Annotated in this window: 19 protein-coding genes; 4 read left to right on the top strand and 15 right to left on the bottom strand. The window is 41.2% G+C overall.

Annotated elements, in window-relative coordinates; all coding sequences use genetic code 11:
- Window positions 1-86 precede the first annotated feature (86 nt).
- The 4 genes from SRA_RS02440 to SRA_RS02425 all read left to right on the top strand — a co-directional run bounded on the left by SRA_RS02440 (window position 87) and on the right by SRA_RS02425 (window position 2885).
- Window positions 87-728 carry a deoxynucleoside kinase gene (locus tag SRA_RS02440; RefSeq protein ID WP_003087266.1) on the top strand — a complete coding sequence of 214 codons (642 nt, stop codon included), beginning with the start codon at window positions 87-89 and terminating at the stop codon, window positions 726-728.
- Window positions 729-1106: 378 nt separating this feature from the next.
- Window positions 1107-1934: an exodeoxyribonuclease III gene (locus tag SRA_RS02435; RefSeq protein ID WP_003087263.1), complete on the top strand. Its 828-nt coding sequence runs from the start codon at window positions 1107-1109 to the stop codon at window positions 1932-1934.
- Window positions 1935-2077: 143 nt separating this feature from the next.
- Window positions 2078-2455, top strand: a complete 378-nt coding sequence (locus SRA_RS02430; protein WP_003087261.1) for a VOC family protein — start codon at window positions 2078-2080, stop codon at window positions 2453-2455.
- Window positions 2456-2465: 10 nt separating this feature from the next.
- Window positions 2466-2885 carry a VOC family protein gene (locus tag SRA_RS02425; protein WP_003087260.1) on the top strand — a complete coding sequence of 140 codons (420 nt, stop codon included), beginning with the start codon at window positions 2466-2468 and terminating at the stop codon, window positions 2883-2885.
- Here the strand turns inward: SRA_RS02425 and SRA_RS10115 are convergent.
- From SRA_RS10115 to SRA_RS02355, 15 genes are all read right to left on the bottom strand, one after another.
- Window positions 2860-3087 (bottom strand): IS3 family transposase, encoded by a 228-nt coding sequence (locus tag SRA_RS10115; protein ID WP_126417909.1) that lies wholly within the window; start codon window positions 3085-3087, stop codon window positions 2860-2862. The genes SRA_RS02425 and SRA_RS10115 overlap by 26 nt on opposite strands.
- A 243-nt stretch (window positions 3088-3330) precedes the next feature.
- A complete protein-coding gene (gene nth, locus SRA_RS02420; RefSeq protein ID WP_003087257.1) occupies window positions 3331-3960 on the bottom strand; it encodes an endonuclease III in 630 nt (209 codons plus the stop codon).
- Between the two features lie 67 nt (window positions 3961-4027).
- Complete coding sequence (locus SRA_RS02415) at window positions 4028-4381, bottom strand: arsenate reductase family protein (protein WP_003087255.1); 354 nt, start codon at window positions 4379-4381, stop codon at window positions 4028-4030.
- Window positions 4382-4398: 17 nt separating this feature from the next.
- A complete protein-coding gene (locus SRA_RS02410; protein WP_003087251.1) occupies window positions 4399-4914 on the bottom strand; it encodes a methylated-DNA--[protein]-cysteine S-methyltransferase in 516 nt (171 codons plus the stop codon).
- Window positions 4915-5063: 149 nt separating this feature from the next.
- Entirely contained in the window at window positions 5064-6257 is a 1194-nt protein-coding gene (locus tag SRA_RS02405; RefSeq protein ID WP_003087249.1) for a phosphoglycerate dehydrogenase, read from the bottom strand.
- 93 nt (window positions 6258-6350) lie between these two features.
- On the bottom strand, window positions 6351-6881 hold the full coding sequence (locus SRA_RS02400; protein ID WP_003087248.1) for a GNAT family N-acetyltransferase: 531 nt from the start codon (window positions 6879-6881) through the stop codon (window positions 6351-6353).
- 112 nt (window positions 6882-6993) lie between these two features.
- The gene (gene serC / locus SRA_RS02395) at window positions 6994-8085 is read right to left on the bottom strand and encodes a 3-phosphoserine/phosphohydroxythreonine transaminase (protein WP_003087247.1); all 1092 of its coding nucleotides are present in this window, start codon (window positions 8083-8085) and stop codon (window positions 6994-6996) included.
- A gap of 229 nt (window positions 8086-8314) precedes the next feature.
- Window positions 8315-8656 carry a P-II family nitrogen regulator gene (locus SRA_RS02390; RefSeq protein ID WP_003087243.1) on the bottom strand — a complete coding sequence of 114 codons (342 nt, stop codon included), beginning with the start codon at window positions 8654-8656 and terminating at the stop codon, window positions 8315-8317.
- 16 nt (window positions 8657-8672) lie between these two features.
- The gene (locus SRA_RS02385; protein ID WP_003087242.1) at window positions 8673-9908 is read right to left on the bottom strand and encodes an ammonium transporter; all 1236 of its coding nucleotides are present in this window, start codon (window positions 9906-9908) and stop codon (window positions 8673-8675) included.
- A 363-nt stretch (window positions 9909-10271) separates the two neighbouring features.
- On the bottom strand, window positions 10272-11138 hold the full coding sequence (gene rsmI / locus SRA_RS02380) for a 16S rRNA (cytidine(1402)-2'-O)-methyltransferase (RefSeq protein WP_003087241.1): 867 nt from the start codon (window positions 11136-11138) through the stop codon (window positions 10272-10274).
- Window positions 11139-11143: 5 nt separating this feature from the next.
- Window positions 11144-11476 carry a DNA replication initiation control protein YabA gene (yabA, locus tag SRA_RS02375; protein WP_003087240.1) on the bottom strand — a complete coding sequence of 111 codons (333 nt, stop codon included), beginning with the start codon at window positions 11474-11476 and terminating at the stop codon, window positions 11144-11146.
- Window positions 11469-12275, bottom strand: coding sequence for a PSP1 domain-containing protein (gene ricT / locus SRA_RS02370; RefSeq protein WP_003087239.1), 807 nt, complete (start codon window positions 12273-12275; stop codon window positions 11469-11471). The genes yabA and ricT overlap by 8 nt, the downstream gene beginning before the upstream one ends.
- Window positions 12272-13147, bottom strand: a complete 876-nt coding sequence (locus SRA_RS02365; RefSeq protein ID WP_003087238.1) for a DNA polymerase III subunit delta' — start codon at window positions 13145-13147, stop codon at window positions 12272-12274. Before SRA_RS02365 ends, ricT begins: the two co-directional genes overlap by 4 nt.
- Before the next feature lie 13 nt (window positions 13148-13160).
- On the bottom strand, window positions 13161-13799 hold the full coding sequence (gene tmk / locus SRA_RS02360) for a dTMP kinase (RefSeq protein WP_003087235.1): 639 nt from the start codon (window positions 13797-13799) through the stop codon (window positions 13161-13163).
- Window positions 13800-13882: 83 nt separating this feature from the next.
- A complete protein-coding gene (locus SRA_RS02355) occupies window positions 13883-14542 on the bottom strand; it encodes a CBS domain-containing protein (protein WP_003087234.1) in 660 nt (219 codons plus the stop codon).
- Between the last annotated feature and the right edge of the window lie 194 nt (window positions 14543-14736).

The raw sequence follows: 14736 nt of genomic DNA, 5'->3' as shown, positions 1-14736 counted from the left end.
CCTAATTTCAAAAACATTGCGCAGGGACTTACTTTGCTGTCTAAACAGCAAAATACAGTCTTACAATTCGGAGGTGCTTGACAATCGTGATTATATTAGCTGGGATGATTGGCGTCGGAAAAACAACTTATACATCCCGCATTGCTGAAAGCTTAGGAACTCAGGCTTTTTTTGAACCTGTAGATAACAATCCTATTTTGGATAAGTATTATAAAGATCCTGAAAAATACGGTTTTGCTTTGCAAATTTATTTTCTCAACAAGCGCTTTAAATCCATCAAAAGCGCCTATCATCAGGATAACAATGTTCTGGACCGCTCTATCTATGAAGATGCCCTTTTTACTTACATCAATACTTTACAAGGAAGCATCAGCCAGCAGGAATATCAGATTTATCTGGAGCTTCTGGACAATATGATGGAAGAAATCAAAGGGCTGCCTAAAAAAGCACCGGATCTTTTAATTTATTTAGACGGCAGTTTTGACCATATCTTAAACAATATTAAAAAGCGCGGCCGCTCCTTTGAGCAGCCGACAAAAGATAACGGCCTCATGGATTACTACCAGCTGCTGCATCGCAACTACAAAGATTGGTATGAAAACTATCATTACAGTCCTAAAATGAGGATTCAGACAGATGACTTTGACATCAACAAACCCAAGGATTGGGAAGCTGTCTACCGTATGATCCAGCAAGAAATGAGCATCCTTGGAATAGGTGAAAACTAACTCTGGCATCCTTTCTGAAGCGTCCAGCAGAACTTCTTCTGGAAGAGTGCTTTTTTGTCTTTTCTGATTTTTATAGCTTCGCTTAATTCTACAAGGCAGGGCAGTGTTTGCGCCCTACTGAATCGCTTTAAACTATCTTTCAAGACAGCTCAAAGGTTCAGCCAACATTAGGATTTTACGAAGCGCTAAAAAATCTCTTCAGACTGTTTCAGTCGCTCTGAGGCCTATTTTTTGATACAATAATAAAAAATGATTAGAAAGACAGAACACAAGCGAAAAAATCTTCTTGCTATCATCTATAAAATAGATAAGAAAAACTTTTGTTTTCGCTTATTTCCTCAGTTTACCGGACCGAGGTATGTTCTTGGTATCTTATTTATGAAACTCATTTCCTGGAATATTGATTCTCTTAATGCCGCTTTGACTAGCGATTCAGCCCGGGCCTTGCTCTCACGTGCGGTTATTGATACTTTAGCTGAGAAAAAACCTGATATCATCGCTATTCAGGAAACAAAGCTGCCTGCTAAAGGGCCGACCAAAAAGCACTTAGAAATTCTAAAAAACTATTTTGCTGACTATGATATTGCCTGGCGTTCTTCTGTAGAACCTGCACGCAAAAGCTATGCCGGCACCATATTTATTTATAAATCAGAGCTTAAACCAACCGTCACTTACCCTAACATTGGCGCTCCGGCAACTATGGATGCTGAGGGCCGGATCATTACACTTGAATTTGATCATTTTTTTGTTACGCAAGTGTACACGCCCAATGCTGGCGACGGTCTCAGACGTTTAGAAGAACGGCAAATTTGGGATGAAAAATATGCTGCTTACCTCGCAGATCTGGATAAGCAAAAGCCGGTTTTGGCAGCAGGGGACTATAACGTCGCCCATCAAGAAATTGACCTTGCTCATCCAGCCAGCAACCGCCGCTCTCCAGGTTTTACAGATGAAGAACGTGCCGGATTCACTAACTTATTGGCCAAGGGTTTTACAGATACTTTCCGCTACATACACGGTGACATTCCTGATGTTTACTCCTGGTGGGCCCAACGCAGCAAAACCAGCAAAATCAACAATTCAGGCTGGAGAATCGATTATTGGCTGACCAGCAATCGCATTGCCGATAAAGTCCTTAAATCGGAAATGATTGACTCCGGAACACGGCAGGATCACACGCCGATTCTCTTAGAAATCGATTTATAAATAGAATATCATTCGACTGATCTAACGGCTTCTATATGACAGCTCAGTCACTAAAAGGCTCTTTTGATGAGTCTTTTTTCTTGCTAAATATCGGGACAAGCTAGTATAATAAGCTGTATTTATTTTTTATTAAGGAGACACTCATGATCCAATCAATCGGTCAAGTCATGCTTTACATGGATGATACTAAAGCTGCGATGGAATTCTGGACTCAAAAAGCCGGTTTTGTCCTGCTTAAAACAGAAGAATTTCCCGATGCCACCTCTTACACCATTGCCCCTTCCGAAGAGGCCGATGTCCAGTTTGTCCTTCACAACAAAGACTGGGTGGCTAAGATGAACCCTGGCATGAACTTAGGCATTCCATCAATCCTCATGTCTTCCAAAGACATCCATGCAACACAGGCTCAATTTATCGAAAAAGGCATTGCGGCTAACCCTGTCGTTGAAATGGCCGGCATGCTAACCTTTAATTTCCCAGATAATGAAGGCAATTATTTTGCCGTTAGACAAATCGATTAAGGGGATTCAGATGATTTCTGCATTAAATAGTTACATTGTGACAGATGGCAATGGCCGTGAAGCTGTTGATTTTTACCAATACCTCTTTCAGGCGCAAGTTACCAACCTAATGCTTTGGAAAGATGCTATTCCAGACTGCCCTAAAGACAAAGAGCATCTGGTGCTTAATGCTCAGCTGGAATTTAATGGTATCCGCCTCCAGGTTTCAGATGAAAATCCTGACGAAACCTACAAGGCAGGAACTAACCTGTCTATCGCTATCATTACAGACAGCCCTGAGGAAGCAAAGGAACTGTATCAAAAGCTAAGCCAAAATGCACAGCATGTTTTCTTAGAGCTGCAGGAAACCTTCTGGAGCCCTGCTTATGCCAACCTTATTGACCAATTCGGTGTCATGTGGCAAATCAATACAGAAGGCGCAAACGCCTAATCATCCTGAACAGCGCAACCTGATTCCTGAATTCTAAAGGAGTCAGGTTGTTTAATTTTGCTTGATAAGGCTGTGTGTTATAAAAGTGAATGTAATGGCTGATATCTGAGACCAGCTCATCGTATCTTGTCTTTTTTGAAGTGATAGAACTCTGTCTTGAAATGACCAAAGAAATTCTCAATTGGTGCAAGATCAAATACATTTCCTATTAAAGCCCTTGGCCTTAAGGCATAGTCAGAAATCTGATTAGTCCCTAACAGCTGACTAAATGACGTCACATGATGAAGATACAATTGGACAATTTCTCATTTTTCTTCTGGAAGATTTTGAACTTCTTTTGGACATAGGAAAACTCCCCTCATAGTTTCTAGTGAATTTTATTTTTTCACTGTCTACTATAGGGGAGTTCATATTAGCGACTTGCCTCAATCTTTTTTATAATACACTAACAATCCGAAAAATCGTAAAGCTGAGGATAATGATGACACTCTGGATTTTTAGGATGACAAATTTCCCGACCAAAATAAATCATAGCCTGGTGGGCAGACAGCCAGAGTTCCGGCGGTAAAACATCAGTAACACGTTTTTCCACTTCCAAAGGCGTCGCCGATTTTTTAACAATATCGTGATGCTTGCAAATACGGCTGACATGGGTATCAACGGCAAAGGCAGGCAAACCAAAGCCTACACTCATAACAACATTTGCCGTTTTTCTGCCGACACCTGATAAACTTTCCAGTTCTTTTCTCGTATGAGGCACTTCTCCTCCGTATCTGTCCATTAACTGCTGTGAGCATTCTTTTAAAAACTTTGCCTTATTGCGGTAGAGGCCGATTTTTGAAATGTAGGACTCGATATCTTTTAAATTAGCTTTTGCCAGATCTTTAGGCTGAGGATAGGCTGCAAACAAGGCCGGTGTCACCTTATTGACTGCGGCATCCGTTGTTTGGGCTGATAAAACAACAGCAATCAGCAGTTCAAAATGATTTTTAAAATTTAGGCTGGGCTTGGCATCAGGATAAAGAGCAATAATTTCTTCTAGAACCTTGCGAGCCCGTTTTTTTGATAAGACCATAATAATTCCAATTTCTCCTTGTTTCCATTATAGCATGAAAGGTAAGGGAAAGAAAAAATCTCGGCTTTTAAAAGCTGAGATTTGCATAATTGGTCCGATAGCCAACTTGTAAGAGTTTGCCGTCTTTTATCAGAAGCGGACGCTTTATCAACATACCGTCACCGGCCAATAAATCAGCAGCTTCATCAAGGCTGATCTGATCTATTTTATCCTTTAAGCCCAGTGCACGGTAGGATTGACCAGAAGTGTTAAAAAATTTTTTCAGCTCCAGTCCGCTGGTTGTTATCAAGTCTTTGATAAGATCTGCCTGCGGCGGATTCTTTTTAATATCAATCGACTGGTATTCAAGACCTAGCTGATCCAGCTCTGCCTTGGCTCTGCGGCAGGTACTGCATTTAGGGTATTCATAAAATACAAGCATCATTTCTCCTTTCTTTTCTATCTTAACGATAAGAAGGGCTGCTTGTCAAGCTTAACACCTTCGTGCTGTAAGAGCCAGATTTTTTTGTCTATCCCGCCAGCATAACCTCTTAATTGACCGTTAGATCCTAAAACCCGGTGGCAGGGAACAATAATACTTAAAGGATTGCGGCTGACAGCTCCCCCGACTGCTTGAGCAGAGCGGCAGTTTATTTTTTCCGCAATGTCACCATAGGTCAGCGTTTGTCCTGAGGGAATCTCTCGCAGCACCTGCCAGACTTGCTTTTGAAAAGGAGTTCCCTGAGGAGAGAGCACAGGCTTATCTTGCTTAGATTTTTCTCCGGCAAAATAGGCATCCAGCCACTGACTTGCCTGACTTAAAACAGGGTTGGCAGCTTCTAAAAACGCTTGACCGCTTATCCCCTGTTCAAAATATTTTTGACCGACAAACCAGACACCAATAAGCCCCTGTTCATCGGCAGCCAAGGATAGATCTCCCAAAGGAGAGTGATAGATTTGCTTGTATAGGGTCATGGACATCCTCCTTTTGCTTTTAACAAAAATGTTCAGTAAAACATCAACTAATATCAACCCTTTGCTGCTCCTATCCGAGGTCAAACAGCTATAGAAAAGGGTGATGTTAGCCCACAATCGAGCTAACGCTCACCCTCATTTTCAGCTGATTATTTAGCTGATTTGCTCTTGCCCTTAATCAAGCGAACGCGGACAATGTTGTCGCTGGCTTCAAAATTAGCCACCAGCTCATCAATTTTCCCTTTATCTGTTTCATCAAGGTCAAGAATAGTATAAGCATATTCTCCTCTTGAACGATTCAGAATATTATCAATATTGATATCCAAATCAGAGACAGCAGTTGACAAACGCGCTACAATATTAGGAACATTTTTATTGATTAAGGTAATCCTATAAGGCGCTGTCAGCGCTTGGTGCATGTTAGGGAAGTTGACCGAATTAGTAATCTCACCGGTTTCCATGAAACGGCGAATGGTTTGCCCGGCCATAATAGCACAGTTCAGCTCAGCTTCTGCGGTAGAGCCCCCGACATGCGGAAAGACCGTTATGCCTTCTTTATTGAGCAGCTCTTCGCTCCCAAAATCGGTAAAGTAACGTCTGACAACACCCGTTTCGATCGCATCAAACAGGGCTTCATTATCTACCAGCTCACCGCGGGCAAAATTAATGACAACCGTTCCTTTTTTCATCAGACTAAAACTGTCTGCATTGAAGGTATCCTTGGTATCTTCTGTCAAAGGAACATGGACGGTAATGTAATCTGAGTTCTCAAAGATTTCTTTTAGATCGTTGACACGTTTGACATGGCTGGAAATATTCCAAGCAGCCTCAATAGATACATATGGGTCGTAACCCAGGACATTCATACCTAGACGGCGGGCATCGTTAGCAATGCGGGCACCGATAGCACCCAGGCCGATAACTCCCAAAGTTTTTCCGGCAATTTCTGTTCCGGCGAATTGCTTTTTCCCTGCTTCAACTTGCTTAGGAACATCGTCCCCTGACAGGCTATTAACCCAACGGTTAGCTGAGATATAATCACGCGCTGCCAGCAAAACAGAGGCAATAACAGCTTCTTTAACCGCATTAGCATTAGCGCCGGGCGTATTAAAAACGACAATTCCTTTGGCAGTAGCCGCATCAATGGGAATGTTATTGGTCCCTGCACCTGCACGGGCAATGGCCTTTAAATTTTCAGGAAAATCAGCCTTATGAAGATTCTCACTCCGAATAATATAAGCATCCGGATTGTCTTTCAAATCTCCGTCAACTTGAAAACCATTGCCTAATTCTTTTAATCCGATTTGATTAATATTATTAAATGTTCTTACACTAAATACCATACTTGTTCATGCCTTGGAAAATCCTTAGCGTCTCCTTTTCTGCTATAATCTGACACTGCCTGATTTACCAAGCAGCTCAAAAGTCCATCTGACTTATTCATCAATTTCTTGATAGAGGCTGTTTTCACTTTTGGTTTTAATTTTTTGATAGGCCAGTCTAACACCGTTTAAGGGAACTTTTCCACAGTAGACAAAGCCCAACTTTTCTAAAATATGCTGCATGACCTTGTTCTTTTCATGGGTGTCACAGCGAAAATCATGTCCTGCATAGCCTTCAATCAAGCCTTGAAGAAAGGTCTGAGCAACTTGCTGACCCTGGTAAGAACTGGCTACAGCAACTCGATGAAAGGTCACATAGCGATGGTTTTTATGTTTCCATTCGCCTTCGTAAATCTGATCATAAGCAGCCTCATGCCCATCAATAACTGCTGCATAAGCCACAATTTCCCCTTCAGCAAGGGCAACATAGCCGCGTCCTTCTAAAATATCTTCAAAAATGATTTCTTGATTAGGGTAGTCACCCTGCCACTGGTCGCTTCCGTAAGAAGCCATTTTCTCTCTAGCTTCATCAATAATAGACATAATACGATCTATTTCATTTGGAAAAGCTAATCTAATGTCCATTTTTCTACCTGCTGTTTGAAGGCTGCACCTTCTCTTTATCTTTCAGTTTTTGAGTTTCAATAATACCAGTCTATTGCCTTTTATTTTTTAATCCCAAGAGTCAGCTTAAGTATTACTTATTTTCCTCTTCAAATTTTTTCATAAATTCCAGCAAATCCAGCACTCCTTGACGTGGAAAGGCATTATAAAGACTAGCACGCATACCGCCGACACTGCGATGACCTTTGATATTTTTGAAACCAAGCGCATCAGCTTCTTTGACAAACTTGGCATCCAGATCTTTAGATGGTGTTACAAACGGAATATTGGCGACTGAACGATCTTTAGAATTTTTGACAGGACTGGTGTAGAAGTCCGACTGTTCAATAAAATCATAAAGCAGCCCTGATTTTTCACGGTTAATTTTTTCCATTTCATCAACACCACCAAGTTCTTTAAGCCATTCAAAGACAAGCTTAGCTATATAAATACCGTAGGTTGGCGGTGTATTATAAAGCGAACCTGCTTCAGCCTGAATGCGGTAATCCAGCATACTTGAAAGCATTGGCTCATCATTTAACAAATCTTCACGAACAATAACAATGGTAACCCCAGCAGGACCGATATTTTTTTGTGCTCCTGCATAAATCAGACCAAAATCTTCAATATTATAGCGAACGGCCAAAATATTAGAAGACATATCTGCTACGATTGGGACACCCTTTGTTTCAGGAAGATCATAAATAGCTGTTCCTTCAATGGTATTATTAGTTGTAATATGTACATAAGCGGCATCTTTATCAATCTTTGCAGAGTCAATATCTGGGATATGATCATAAGTCGTTTCTTCTGATGAAGCCAAAAGAATCGGTTCAAAAGGAATTGTTTTGGACAATTTGACAGCTTCTGTATAAGCTTTTTTCCCCCAGGATCCTGCTACTACATAATAGGCTTTGCGTCCTTTAGCAAGATTGAGCGGCAGCATAGAGAATTGTGTCGAAGCTCCGCCTTGCAAGAACATCACCTTATAGTTATCAGGAATTGCCATTAAGTCACGAAGCAATTTTTCAGCATCCTTAATGATGTCATCAAATTCTTTGGAGCGATGAGATAATTCCATAACGCTCATACCTGAGTGATTATAATCCAAGAACTCAGCCTGCGCTTTTTCAAGAACAGGTTTTGGCAATACTGCAGGACCTGCAGAAAAATTATAAATTGTCATCTGATACCTCCTTAAAGTAAGTAAATTATATCACAAATTTTCAGAATTTTGTAAGCTAATTTCAGTTAAAGGCAATTTTTTAAAATTTACTCAAAAACAGACTGCTCTTCAAAGAAAAAGTAAAAAAATACATCCTAAAAACAGACTCTCGTCTAATCTTTAGAATGCACTTTCAAATATTTTATTCAGCAATTTTCTTACTTAACAGAATAGTCTGCTGCCAGATAAGTCAAATCGCATCGCCGTCACGTTCCCCTGTACGAATACGGACAATTTCATCAATGGGACTGACAAAAATCTTACCATCACCTACTTCTCCTGTTCGTACCGCTCGACTGATAATAGCAATCATCTCTTCAACGGCAGCATCATGAGCAACAATTTCAACTTTCACTTTGGACAAAAGGGCCGGCGTAATTTTTTGACCGCGCACATATTCTGTATAGCCTCGTTGATTACCAAACCCCAAGACTTGGCTGATGGTCATTCCTTTTGTGAAACCTGACTGAACCAAGGCCGTCTTCAGATCCTCTAATTTATCTGAGCGAATAATAGCTTCTATTTTTTTCATGATATCCTCTTTCTTCTTAAGAATCAAGTCCCATAAAGGTTGGGTAAGCAGTCTCTCCATGTTCCTCATCATCAAGTCCAGTAGCTTCTGCCCTGTCGCTGACACGAATCGGCATGAAAAGAGCAAGCATTTTTATGATAATAAAAGTCATCAAAGCTGACCAAACAACTGTAACAAGGATGGCTGCCAGAGTAACCAAAAGCAATCTGGCATTGCCATAAATGAGTCCAATATTGGATTTATCCAAGGCTAAATGAGGCATGGTAAAAAGTCCTGTTACAATTCCTCCAAAAATCCCGCCAACGCCATGACAGCCAAAGGCATCCAAAGCATCGTCATAGCCAAATTTACTTTTCAAAACGGCAATGGCAAAGTAACACAGAGGACTAACCATAAGCCCGATTAATAAAGAGCTCCATAGTGACACAAAACCTGCTCCCGGTGTAATAGCAACCAAGCCTGCTACTAAACCGGTTGATCCGCCTACTAAAGAAGGCTTGCCATTTAAGTATTTTTCAAGTGCCAGCCATGAAAACATCGCTGCCGCAGCAGAAATATGAGTCGTCATTAAAGCATGGGCAGCCAAACGATCAGCGGCCAAAGCGGAACCCGCATTAAAACCAAACCAGCCAAACCACAGCAAACCTGCTCCTAAAAGAACAAAGGGAATATTGTGCGGACGGTATTCCAAACGGTCATGATCACGGCGTTTACCAACAACTAAGGCCAATATCAAACCTGAAACCCCTGATGTGATATGAACAACATCGCCGCCAGCAAAATCAAGCGTCCCCCATTTGGCCAGCAGTCCATTATCCCAAACCATGTGTGCAAAGGGATAATAAACTAAAAGCAGCCAAAAGATAATAAAAATAACCAAGGGAGTAAAGCGCATTCTGCCGGCAACAGCACCTGTTAAAATACCCACGGTAATGATCGAAAACATCATCTGAAAGCCGCTAAATAAGATATCCGGTATCTCTAAGCCTCTGCTGCTTGTCCCTTCTTTTACCCCATTTAAAAAGATATGTGAAAAATCACCAATTACTTTTCCAGTACCGCTAAAAGATAAGGAATAACCCACAATGACCCACAGCAGCGAAGCCAAAGCAAGCGGCACAACAGCCATCATCATGGTATTGATGACGTTTTTGCGGCGCCCCAGACCTCCATAGAAAAAGGCCAGACCCGGCGTCATTAAAAAAACAAGGGCAGAACAAATAATAATAAATGCTATTGATCCTGAATTCATTTCAATCAGCACCTCCTTTTATGTTATATAACATAACATATTTTTCAAGAAAATAAAAGAGTTTTTGGCAAAATTTTCTAAAAATTCAGAAAACATAACATCCTCTGTTAGTTCTGAATTGCTATTATACCAAGGTTTATAGCTTATTTCATTTGCTTGTAAAAGAAGATAATCCTTATTCATATAATGTTATATTTTATAACATTGTCAGCTAAAGCTATTTATCTGATGCTTTTTTTGCATGAGCCAAAATAAAAAACTCTTAGAAATGCTGATAGAGCAACAATTCTAAGAGTTCTATATTTTCTCTTCCCGTTTGATAAAACTTGTCTGCACTTCTAAGGATATGGCTGTGCGCCGGTCTCAGTGCAATTCATGATAGAGTTGATACAGTTCCTGACGATTGAAGTTATTGTCTTTAGCTACTTTTTTAATAGCCTGATTAGGCCTCATTCCTTCCCCAACTAACTCTTCAACTAGATCTTTAAGATTAATCTCACTGAGCTGCTGCTCATTCTCCTGCTTTTCATAGCCAGAGACAATGAGAAGACATTCCCCTTTGGGAGGATTTTCAGCAATATAGGCCAAAATTTCTGTCAGCCGTCCTCTTTGATATTCTTCATAAAGTTTGGTCAATTCCCTGACCAAGACTATCTGCCTGTCGCCATAGACAGCCAGCATATTGGTCATCGTATCTTTGACGCGGTAAGGCGATTCATAAAAAATCTGGGTTTCCGGATAATACTTTTTCTCTTCAAAAAAAGATTTCTGCTGACTTGCTTTGCGCGGCAAAAAGCCATAAAAAATATGAGGCTGGGGCGCTAAGCCGCTGGCAATAAGAGCCGTAATTCCAGCTGATGCCCCCGGAAGAGCAACCACAGGAATGCTTTCAGCTACAGCAGCTTTTACCAAATCGTGCCCCGGATCCGAAATAGAGGGCAGCCCCGCATCAGAAACCTGAGCCAAAGATTTTCCTTCTTTTAACCAGCTGATCAAATCAGGAATTTTTTCAAAGGCATTGTGCTCATGAAAACTAATCTGACGGGCAGCAATATCAAAATGCTTCAGCAAAAAACCGGTGTTTCGCGTATCTTCCGCCGCAATCATATCAACAGCCTTCAGCACCTCAATACTCCTAAAAGTCATATCACTGAGATTGCCAATAGGAGTCGGAACCAAATACAGTGTGCCGAAACCTGTTTTATCTTTAAAACTTTTTTGTACTTGCATCACTTCTACTCTCGATACAATAATTCCATGCAAAAGGCACAGTCTTCATTGTTTTCACGGCGCTGGCCATAAAAGAAGGTACAGATATGAAAGCCATCCTCATAAATATTTTCAAGATTTTCTTTCCTGAAACTAATACCCTTGCTGCTGGACTCACTTTCTTCCATCTGACTGAACTGGCTTAAGCGGTCACGGAGCTTGCTGTTTTCTAAACGCAGGGCTGCATTTTGTTCCACCAGATCCCGAACCTGTCTTTTCAAAGCTTCGGCTTCAGCCAACGTTTCCATTAAATTTTGTGAAAAACCGTCAAAGGCCGCAAATAAATCTTTTTTATCCATTGACCCTAACCTCCTCTAAAGCATAGGTCAAAAGGCTAGGATTTTCATCAAAACGCACCTTGACCGTTTCTGAAATCACATCAATTCCTGCAACAACACCCTGACCGTTTTGGGTCTCTACACTAGCTCCCAAATCTGGGAATTTTTCCTTAGATTCTCTGTAAAAATCATCCTCAAAACTTAGGCAGCACATTAAACGGCCGCAAATTCCAGTTGTTTTGCCGGAGTTCAAAGACAGATTTTGATTTTTAGCCATTTTAATCGATACCGGCGGAAATTCACCCAAGAAGCTCGAGCAGCAAAGAGCCCTGCCGCAAGGACCTAATCCGCCATAAACCTTGCTTTCTTCACGGCTGTTAATCTGACGCAGCTCAATCCGAGCCTTAAAAAGATTGGCCAAATCTTTCAAAAGCTGCCTAAAATCAACACGGTGCTCCGCGACAAAGGTAATAAGAACCTGTTCACGCTCCAAAGGAAAGACAATGTCAATCAGTTTCATCTCAAGCTGATTTTTTTGAATGAGCTCCCTGACTTTAGGAAAACTGTCTTCTGCCAATCTCAAATTATTATGATAAGCCTCAATATCAGCAGCTTCTGCTCTTCTTACAGCTCTGTCCATCTGTTCAGTGTCAGGCAGCTTATCGGCAGATATGTCAAAATTAGCCCGAACAACTTGAGCTAAGTGGTTGCCCTTATGTTTTTTGACAATGAGAAAATCTTCTTCTTGATAGGTTTGATCAGGCAGTACATAATTGATACGGCCTGCTTTTTCATATTTAATAGCAATTACTTCTATCATTTGATCACCATATATTCCAGTGCATTTTGAAAATTAACATTGCTGAGCCACATTTGCTTAGCTTGATAAACAGCTTCTAAATAGTCCAAAGCAGCTCTGTTTTCATATTGTTTGGCCAAGAGAAGAGTTAAGATCTGAAAGATCCAGTCCTGCTCAGATTTATCAGCAGCTATCTGAGTCAGCCGTGCACCTTCCAAGAAAGCAAGATCCTTGCTCTTAAACAAGAGACTCACAAAACGCTCACAAGCTTTGAGCAGATCTAACATCTTGCTGTTTTGGGCAAATTCTTCTGCCTGGGTCCAGTCTTTAGCCAAATCAGCTAATATTTCAGCCTGATTTTTAAGCAGGCCCGCTTGTTCCAGCTGCCTAGTTAAATAAACGGTATTCTTAGGAAAATGAAAAATCTGCGTGCGGCTTTTGATGGTCGGCAGAATTTTACTGTCATCTCTGGTCAGCAAAATAATATAGGAATCGCTCTGCGGCTCTTCTATAAATTTCAGCAGACTGTTGGCAGCATTGACATGCATCTTATCAGCATCGCGAATAATAAAAACCTGTGACTGTCCTTCAAAGCCTGAGCTGGAAAACTCCCGCAGGAGGCTTCGGACGGTTTCTGTCTTGATGAGCTGGCCGCTGGGCTCCACCACCCTGACATCCGAAAAATCATTTGCTGCAATCAGCCGGCAGGAACGGCACTCGCCACAGGGAAGACCGTCTGCTGGCTGTTCACAGAAACGGCTCTTTGCCAGCAGAAGCGCCATTTCAAAACTGGCAAAATCTCCCGAAAAAAGATAGGCGTGGTTCAACCTATCAGATTTTAAAATGTGCTTGAATTCTTGAAAAATTTTAGGCTGCAGCTTTTCTAATTCCATATCAATAGTCATTTTACTTTTTTAAACACCTTCGCTGAATCACAAGCAAAGCTTCCTCAGCCACCTCATTCAGCGGACGGCTGGCATCAATCGTTACAATACGTTCAGGATTTTCAGCAGCCAATTTTAAATAGCCCGAACGAACGCGCTGGTGCATATCGATCTTTTCCAAATCAAGCCGATTGACTTCCCGCTCCTTATTTTGCTCAATACGAGCCAGCCCGATTTCTGAGTCAACATCGAAATAAAGTGTTAAGTCAGGTTTAAGGCCGTCTGTCGCAAAGTTATTCAGCCAAGTCACAGCTGCTGTATCCAGACCTCGGCCGTAACCTTGATAAGCTACTGAACTGTCAATAAAACGATCTGCCAGGACAAGGCTTCCCTTTTCGAGTGCCGGCAGAATTCTCTCAACCAAATGCTGGCGGCGGGCAGCCATATAAAGCAGGAGTTCCGTTTTATCATCCATGTTTGTATGTTTAACATCAAGAATGACATCCCGAATACTCTCAGCAATACTGACCCCGCCCGGTTCGCGTGTTAAGAGAACCTCATTTTCAGTCATTTTTCTCAGGCTGGGTAAAATTTCCTTCAAAACCGTCGTTTTCCCAGCTCCGTCCGGGCCTTCAAACGAAATAAAGATTCCTTTTGTCATTAGATTTCCTTTTATTATGATTACTTCTATTTTACCAAAAATCTCATAAAAAGAACACTGCCAGATTTACCGGCAGTGCCTTCTTAAAAGTCTGTTTTTCGCTCAGTTTGTTCAATTGACTCAATTTCAAAGCCCTGTCCATGCAGCTTTTGACTAAGAAGATCTGTATCAAATTTACCGTCAATTTGAATTTCAACAGTGACCTTGCCGACTTGACGGTCGGCAACAACGATGCGGCGAATGTTGAGATGGTCATCAGAAATAATTTTGACTACCTGTTCCAAAACGCCGGCTTTATCATCAGCTAAAAGTCTTATCCGGACACCTTCTTTGCCATAACCTGAAACTTCCAAAAAAGCACGGAAAATATCCTTATCTGTAATAATACCCGACATCTGGCTGCCATCAACAACCGGCAGAACACCAATTTTATGAACCATCATAAGATAGATAGCATCCTCCAGCCGAGCATCTTTTGAAACTGTAATCACATCTTTTATCATGACATCACGAACCTTGGTCTTGTTCAGGAGATAGTTCATTTCATAGATGGATAAACTGGTTGCCTTTGAAGGACTGGTTTCCGCAATTGTTCCTTCGGTCAAAAGGCCTACCAAGACATCATTTTCAATAACCGGAAGACGGCGCAGATTCTTGTCACGCATAATATCTGTCGCCTTGGCTACTGTTGTATCAGGAGAGACATAAACGACTCTCTTGGTCATGAAATCTTTTACTGGCATCGTAAAACCTCACTCTCTTTTATTTTCATTATATCATAATTACACGTTAATAAGTTCTCTCACTAAAAAGGAAGGAGAGAGCTCAAAAACCATTTGTTAACTATTTCTGCATATTCAAAAATCCAGACTTTGCAAAAATCTCCAAGAGCTGAACACAAGACCAGCATAATCACAATTGCCAGATCCTGTACCTG

It is taken from the genome of Streptococcus ratti FA-1 = DSM 20564, assembly GCF_000286075.1.
In the GTDB taxonomy this organism is placed as follows: Bacteria; Bacillota; Bacilli; order Lactobacillales; family Streptococcaceae; genus Streptococcus; species Streptococcus ratti.
The sequence above is the reverse complement of the archived record's forward strand: the minus strand, read 5'-3'. Positions and strand labels throughout refer to the sequence as shown.

What these genes read in the sequence shown, in the direction of transcription:
- SRA_RS02435 (WP_003087263.1), top strand. Translation starts at nt 1,107, where the DNA reads ATGAAACTCATTTCCTGGAATATTGATTCTCTTAATGCCGCTTTGACT.
- SRA_RS02430 (WP_003087261.1), top strand. Translation starts at nt 2,078, where the DNA reads ATGATCCAATCAATCGGTCAAGTCATGCTTTACATGGATGATACTAAA.
- SRA_RS02425 (WP_003087260.1), top strand. Translation starts at nt 2,466, where the DNA reads ATGATTTCTGCATTAAATAGTTACATTGTGACAGATGGCAATGGCCGT.
- SRA_RS10115 (WP_126417909.1), bottom strand. Translation starts at nt 3,087, where the DNA reads ATGTATTTGATCTTGCACCAATTGAGAATTTCTTTGGTCATTTCAAGA.
- nth (WP_003087257.1), bottom strand. Translation starts at nt 3,960, where the DNA reads ATGGTCTTATCAAAAAAACGGGCTCGCAAGGTTCTAGAAGAAATTATT.
- SRA_RS02415 (WP_003087255.1), bottom strand. Translation starts at nt 4,381, where the DNA reads ATGCTTGTATTTTATGAATACCCTAAATGCAGTACCTGCCGCAGAGCC.
- SRA_RS02410 (WP_003087251.1), bottom strand. Translation starts at nt 4,914, where the DNA reads ATGACCCTATACAAGCAAATCTATCACTCTCCTTTGGGAGATCTATCC.
- SRA_RS02405 (WP_003087249.1), bottom strand. Translation starts at nt 6,257, where the DNA reads ATGGTATTTAGTGTAAGAACATTTAATAATATTAATCAAATCGGATTA.
- SRA_RS02400 (WP_003087248.1), bottom strand. Translation starts at nt 6,881, where the DNA reads ATGGACATTAGATTAGCTTTTCCAAATGAAATAGATCGTATTATGTCT.
- serC (WP_003087247.1), bottom strand. Translation starts at nt 8,085, where the DNA reads ATGACAATTTATAATTTTTCTGCAGGTCCTGCAGTATTGCCAAAACCT.
- SRA_RS02390 (WP_003087243.1), bottom strand. Translation starts at nt 8,656, where the DNA reads ATGAAAAAAATAGAAGCTATTATTCGCTCAGATAAATTAGAGGATCTG.
- SRA_RS02385 (WP_003087242.1), bottom strand. Translation starts at nt 9,908, where the DNA reads ATGAATTCAGGATCAATAGCATTTATTATTATTTGTTCTGCCCTTGTT.
- rsmI (WP_003087241.1), bottom strand. Translation starts at nt 11,138, where the DNA reads ATGCAAGTACAAAAAAGTTTTAAAGATAAAACAGGTTTCGGCACACTG.
- yabA (WP_003087240.1), bottom strand. Translation starts at nt 11,476, where the DNA reads ATGGATAAAAAAGATTTATTTGCGGCCTTTGACGGTTTTTCACAAAAT.
- ricT (WP_003087239.1), bottom strand. Translation starts at nt 12,275, where the DNA reads ATGATAGAAGTAATTGCTATTAAATATGAAAAAGCAGGCCGTATCAAT.
- SRA_RS02365 (WP_003087238.1), bottom strand. Translation starts at nt 13,147, where the DNA reads ATGGAATTAGAAAAGCTGCAGCCTAAAATTTTTCAAGAATTCAAGCAC.
- tmk (WP_003087235.1), bottom strand. Translation starts at nt 13,799, where the DNA reads ATGACAAAAGGAATCTTTATTTCGTTTGAAGGCCCGGACGGAGCTGGG.
- SRA_RS02355 (WP_003087234.1), bottom strand. Translation starts at nt 14,542, where the DNA reads ATGCCAGTAAAAGATTTCATGACCAAGAGAGTCGTTTATGTCTCTCCT.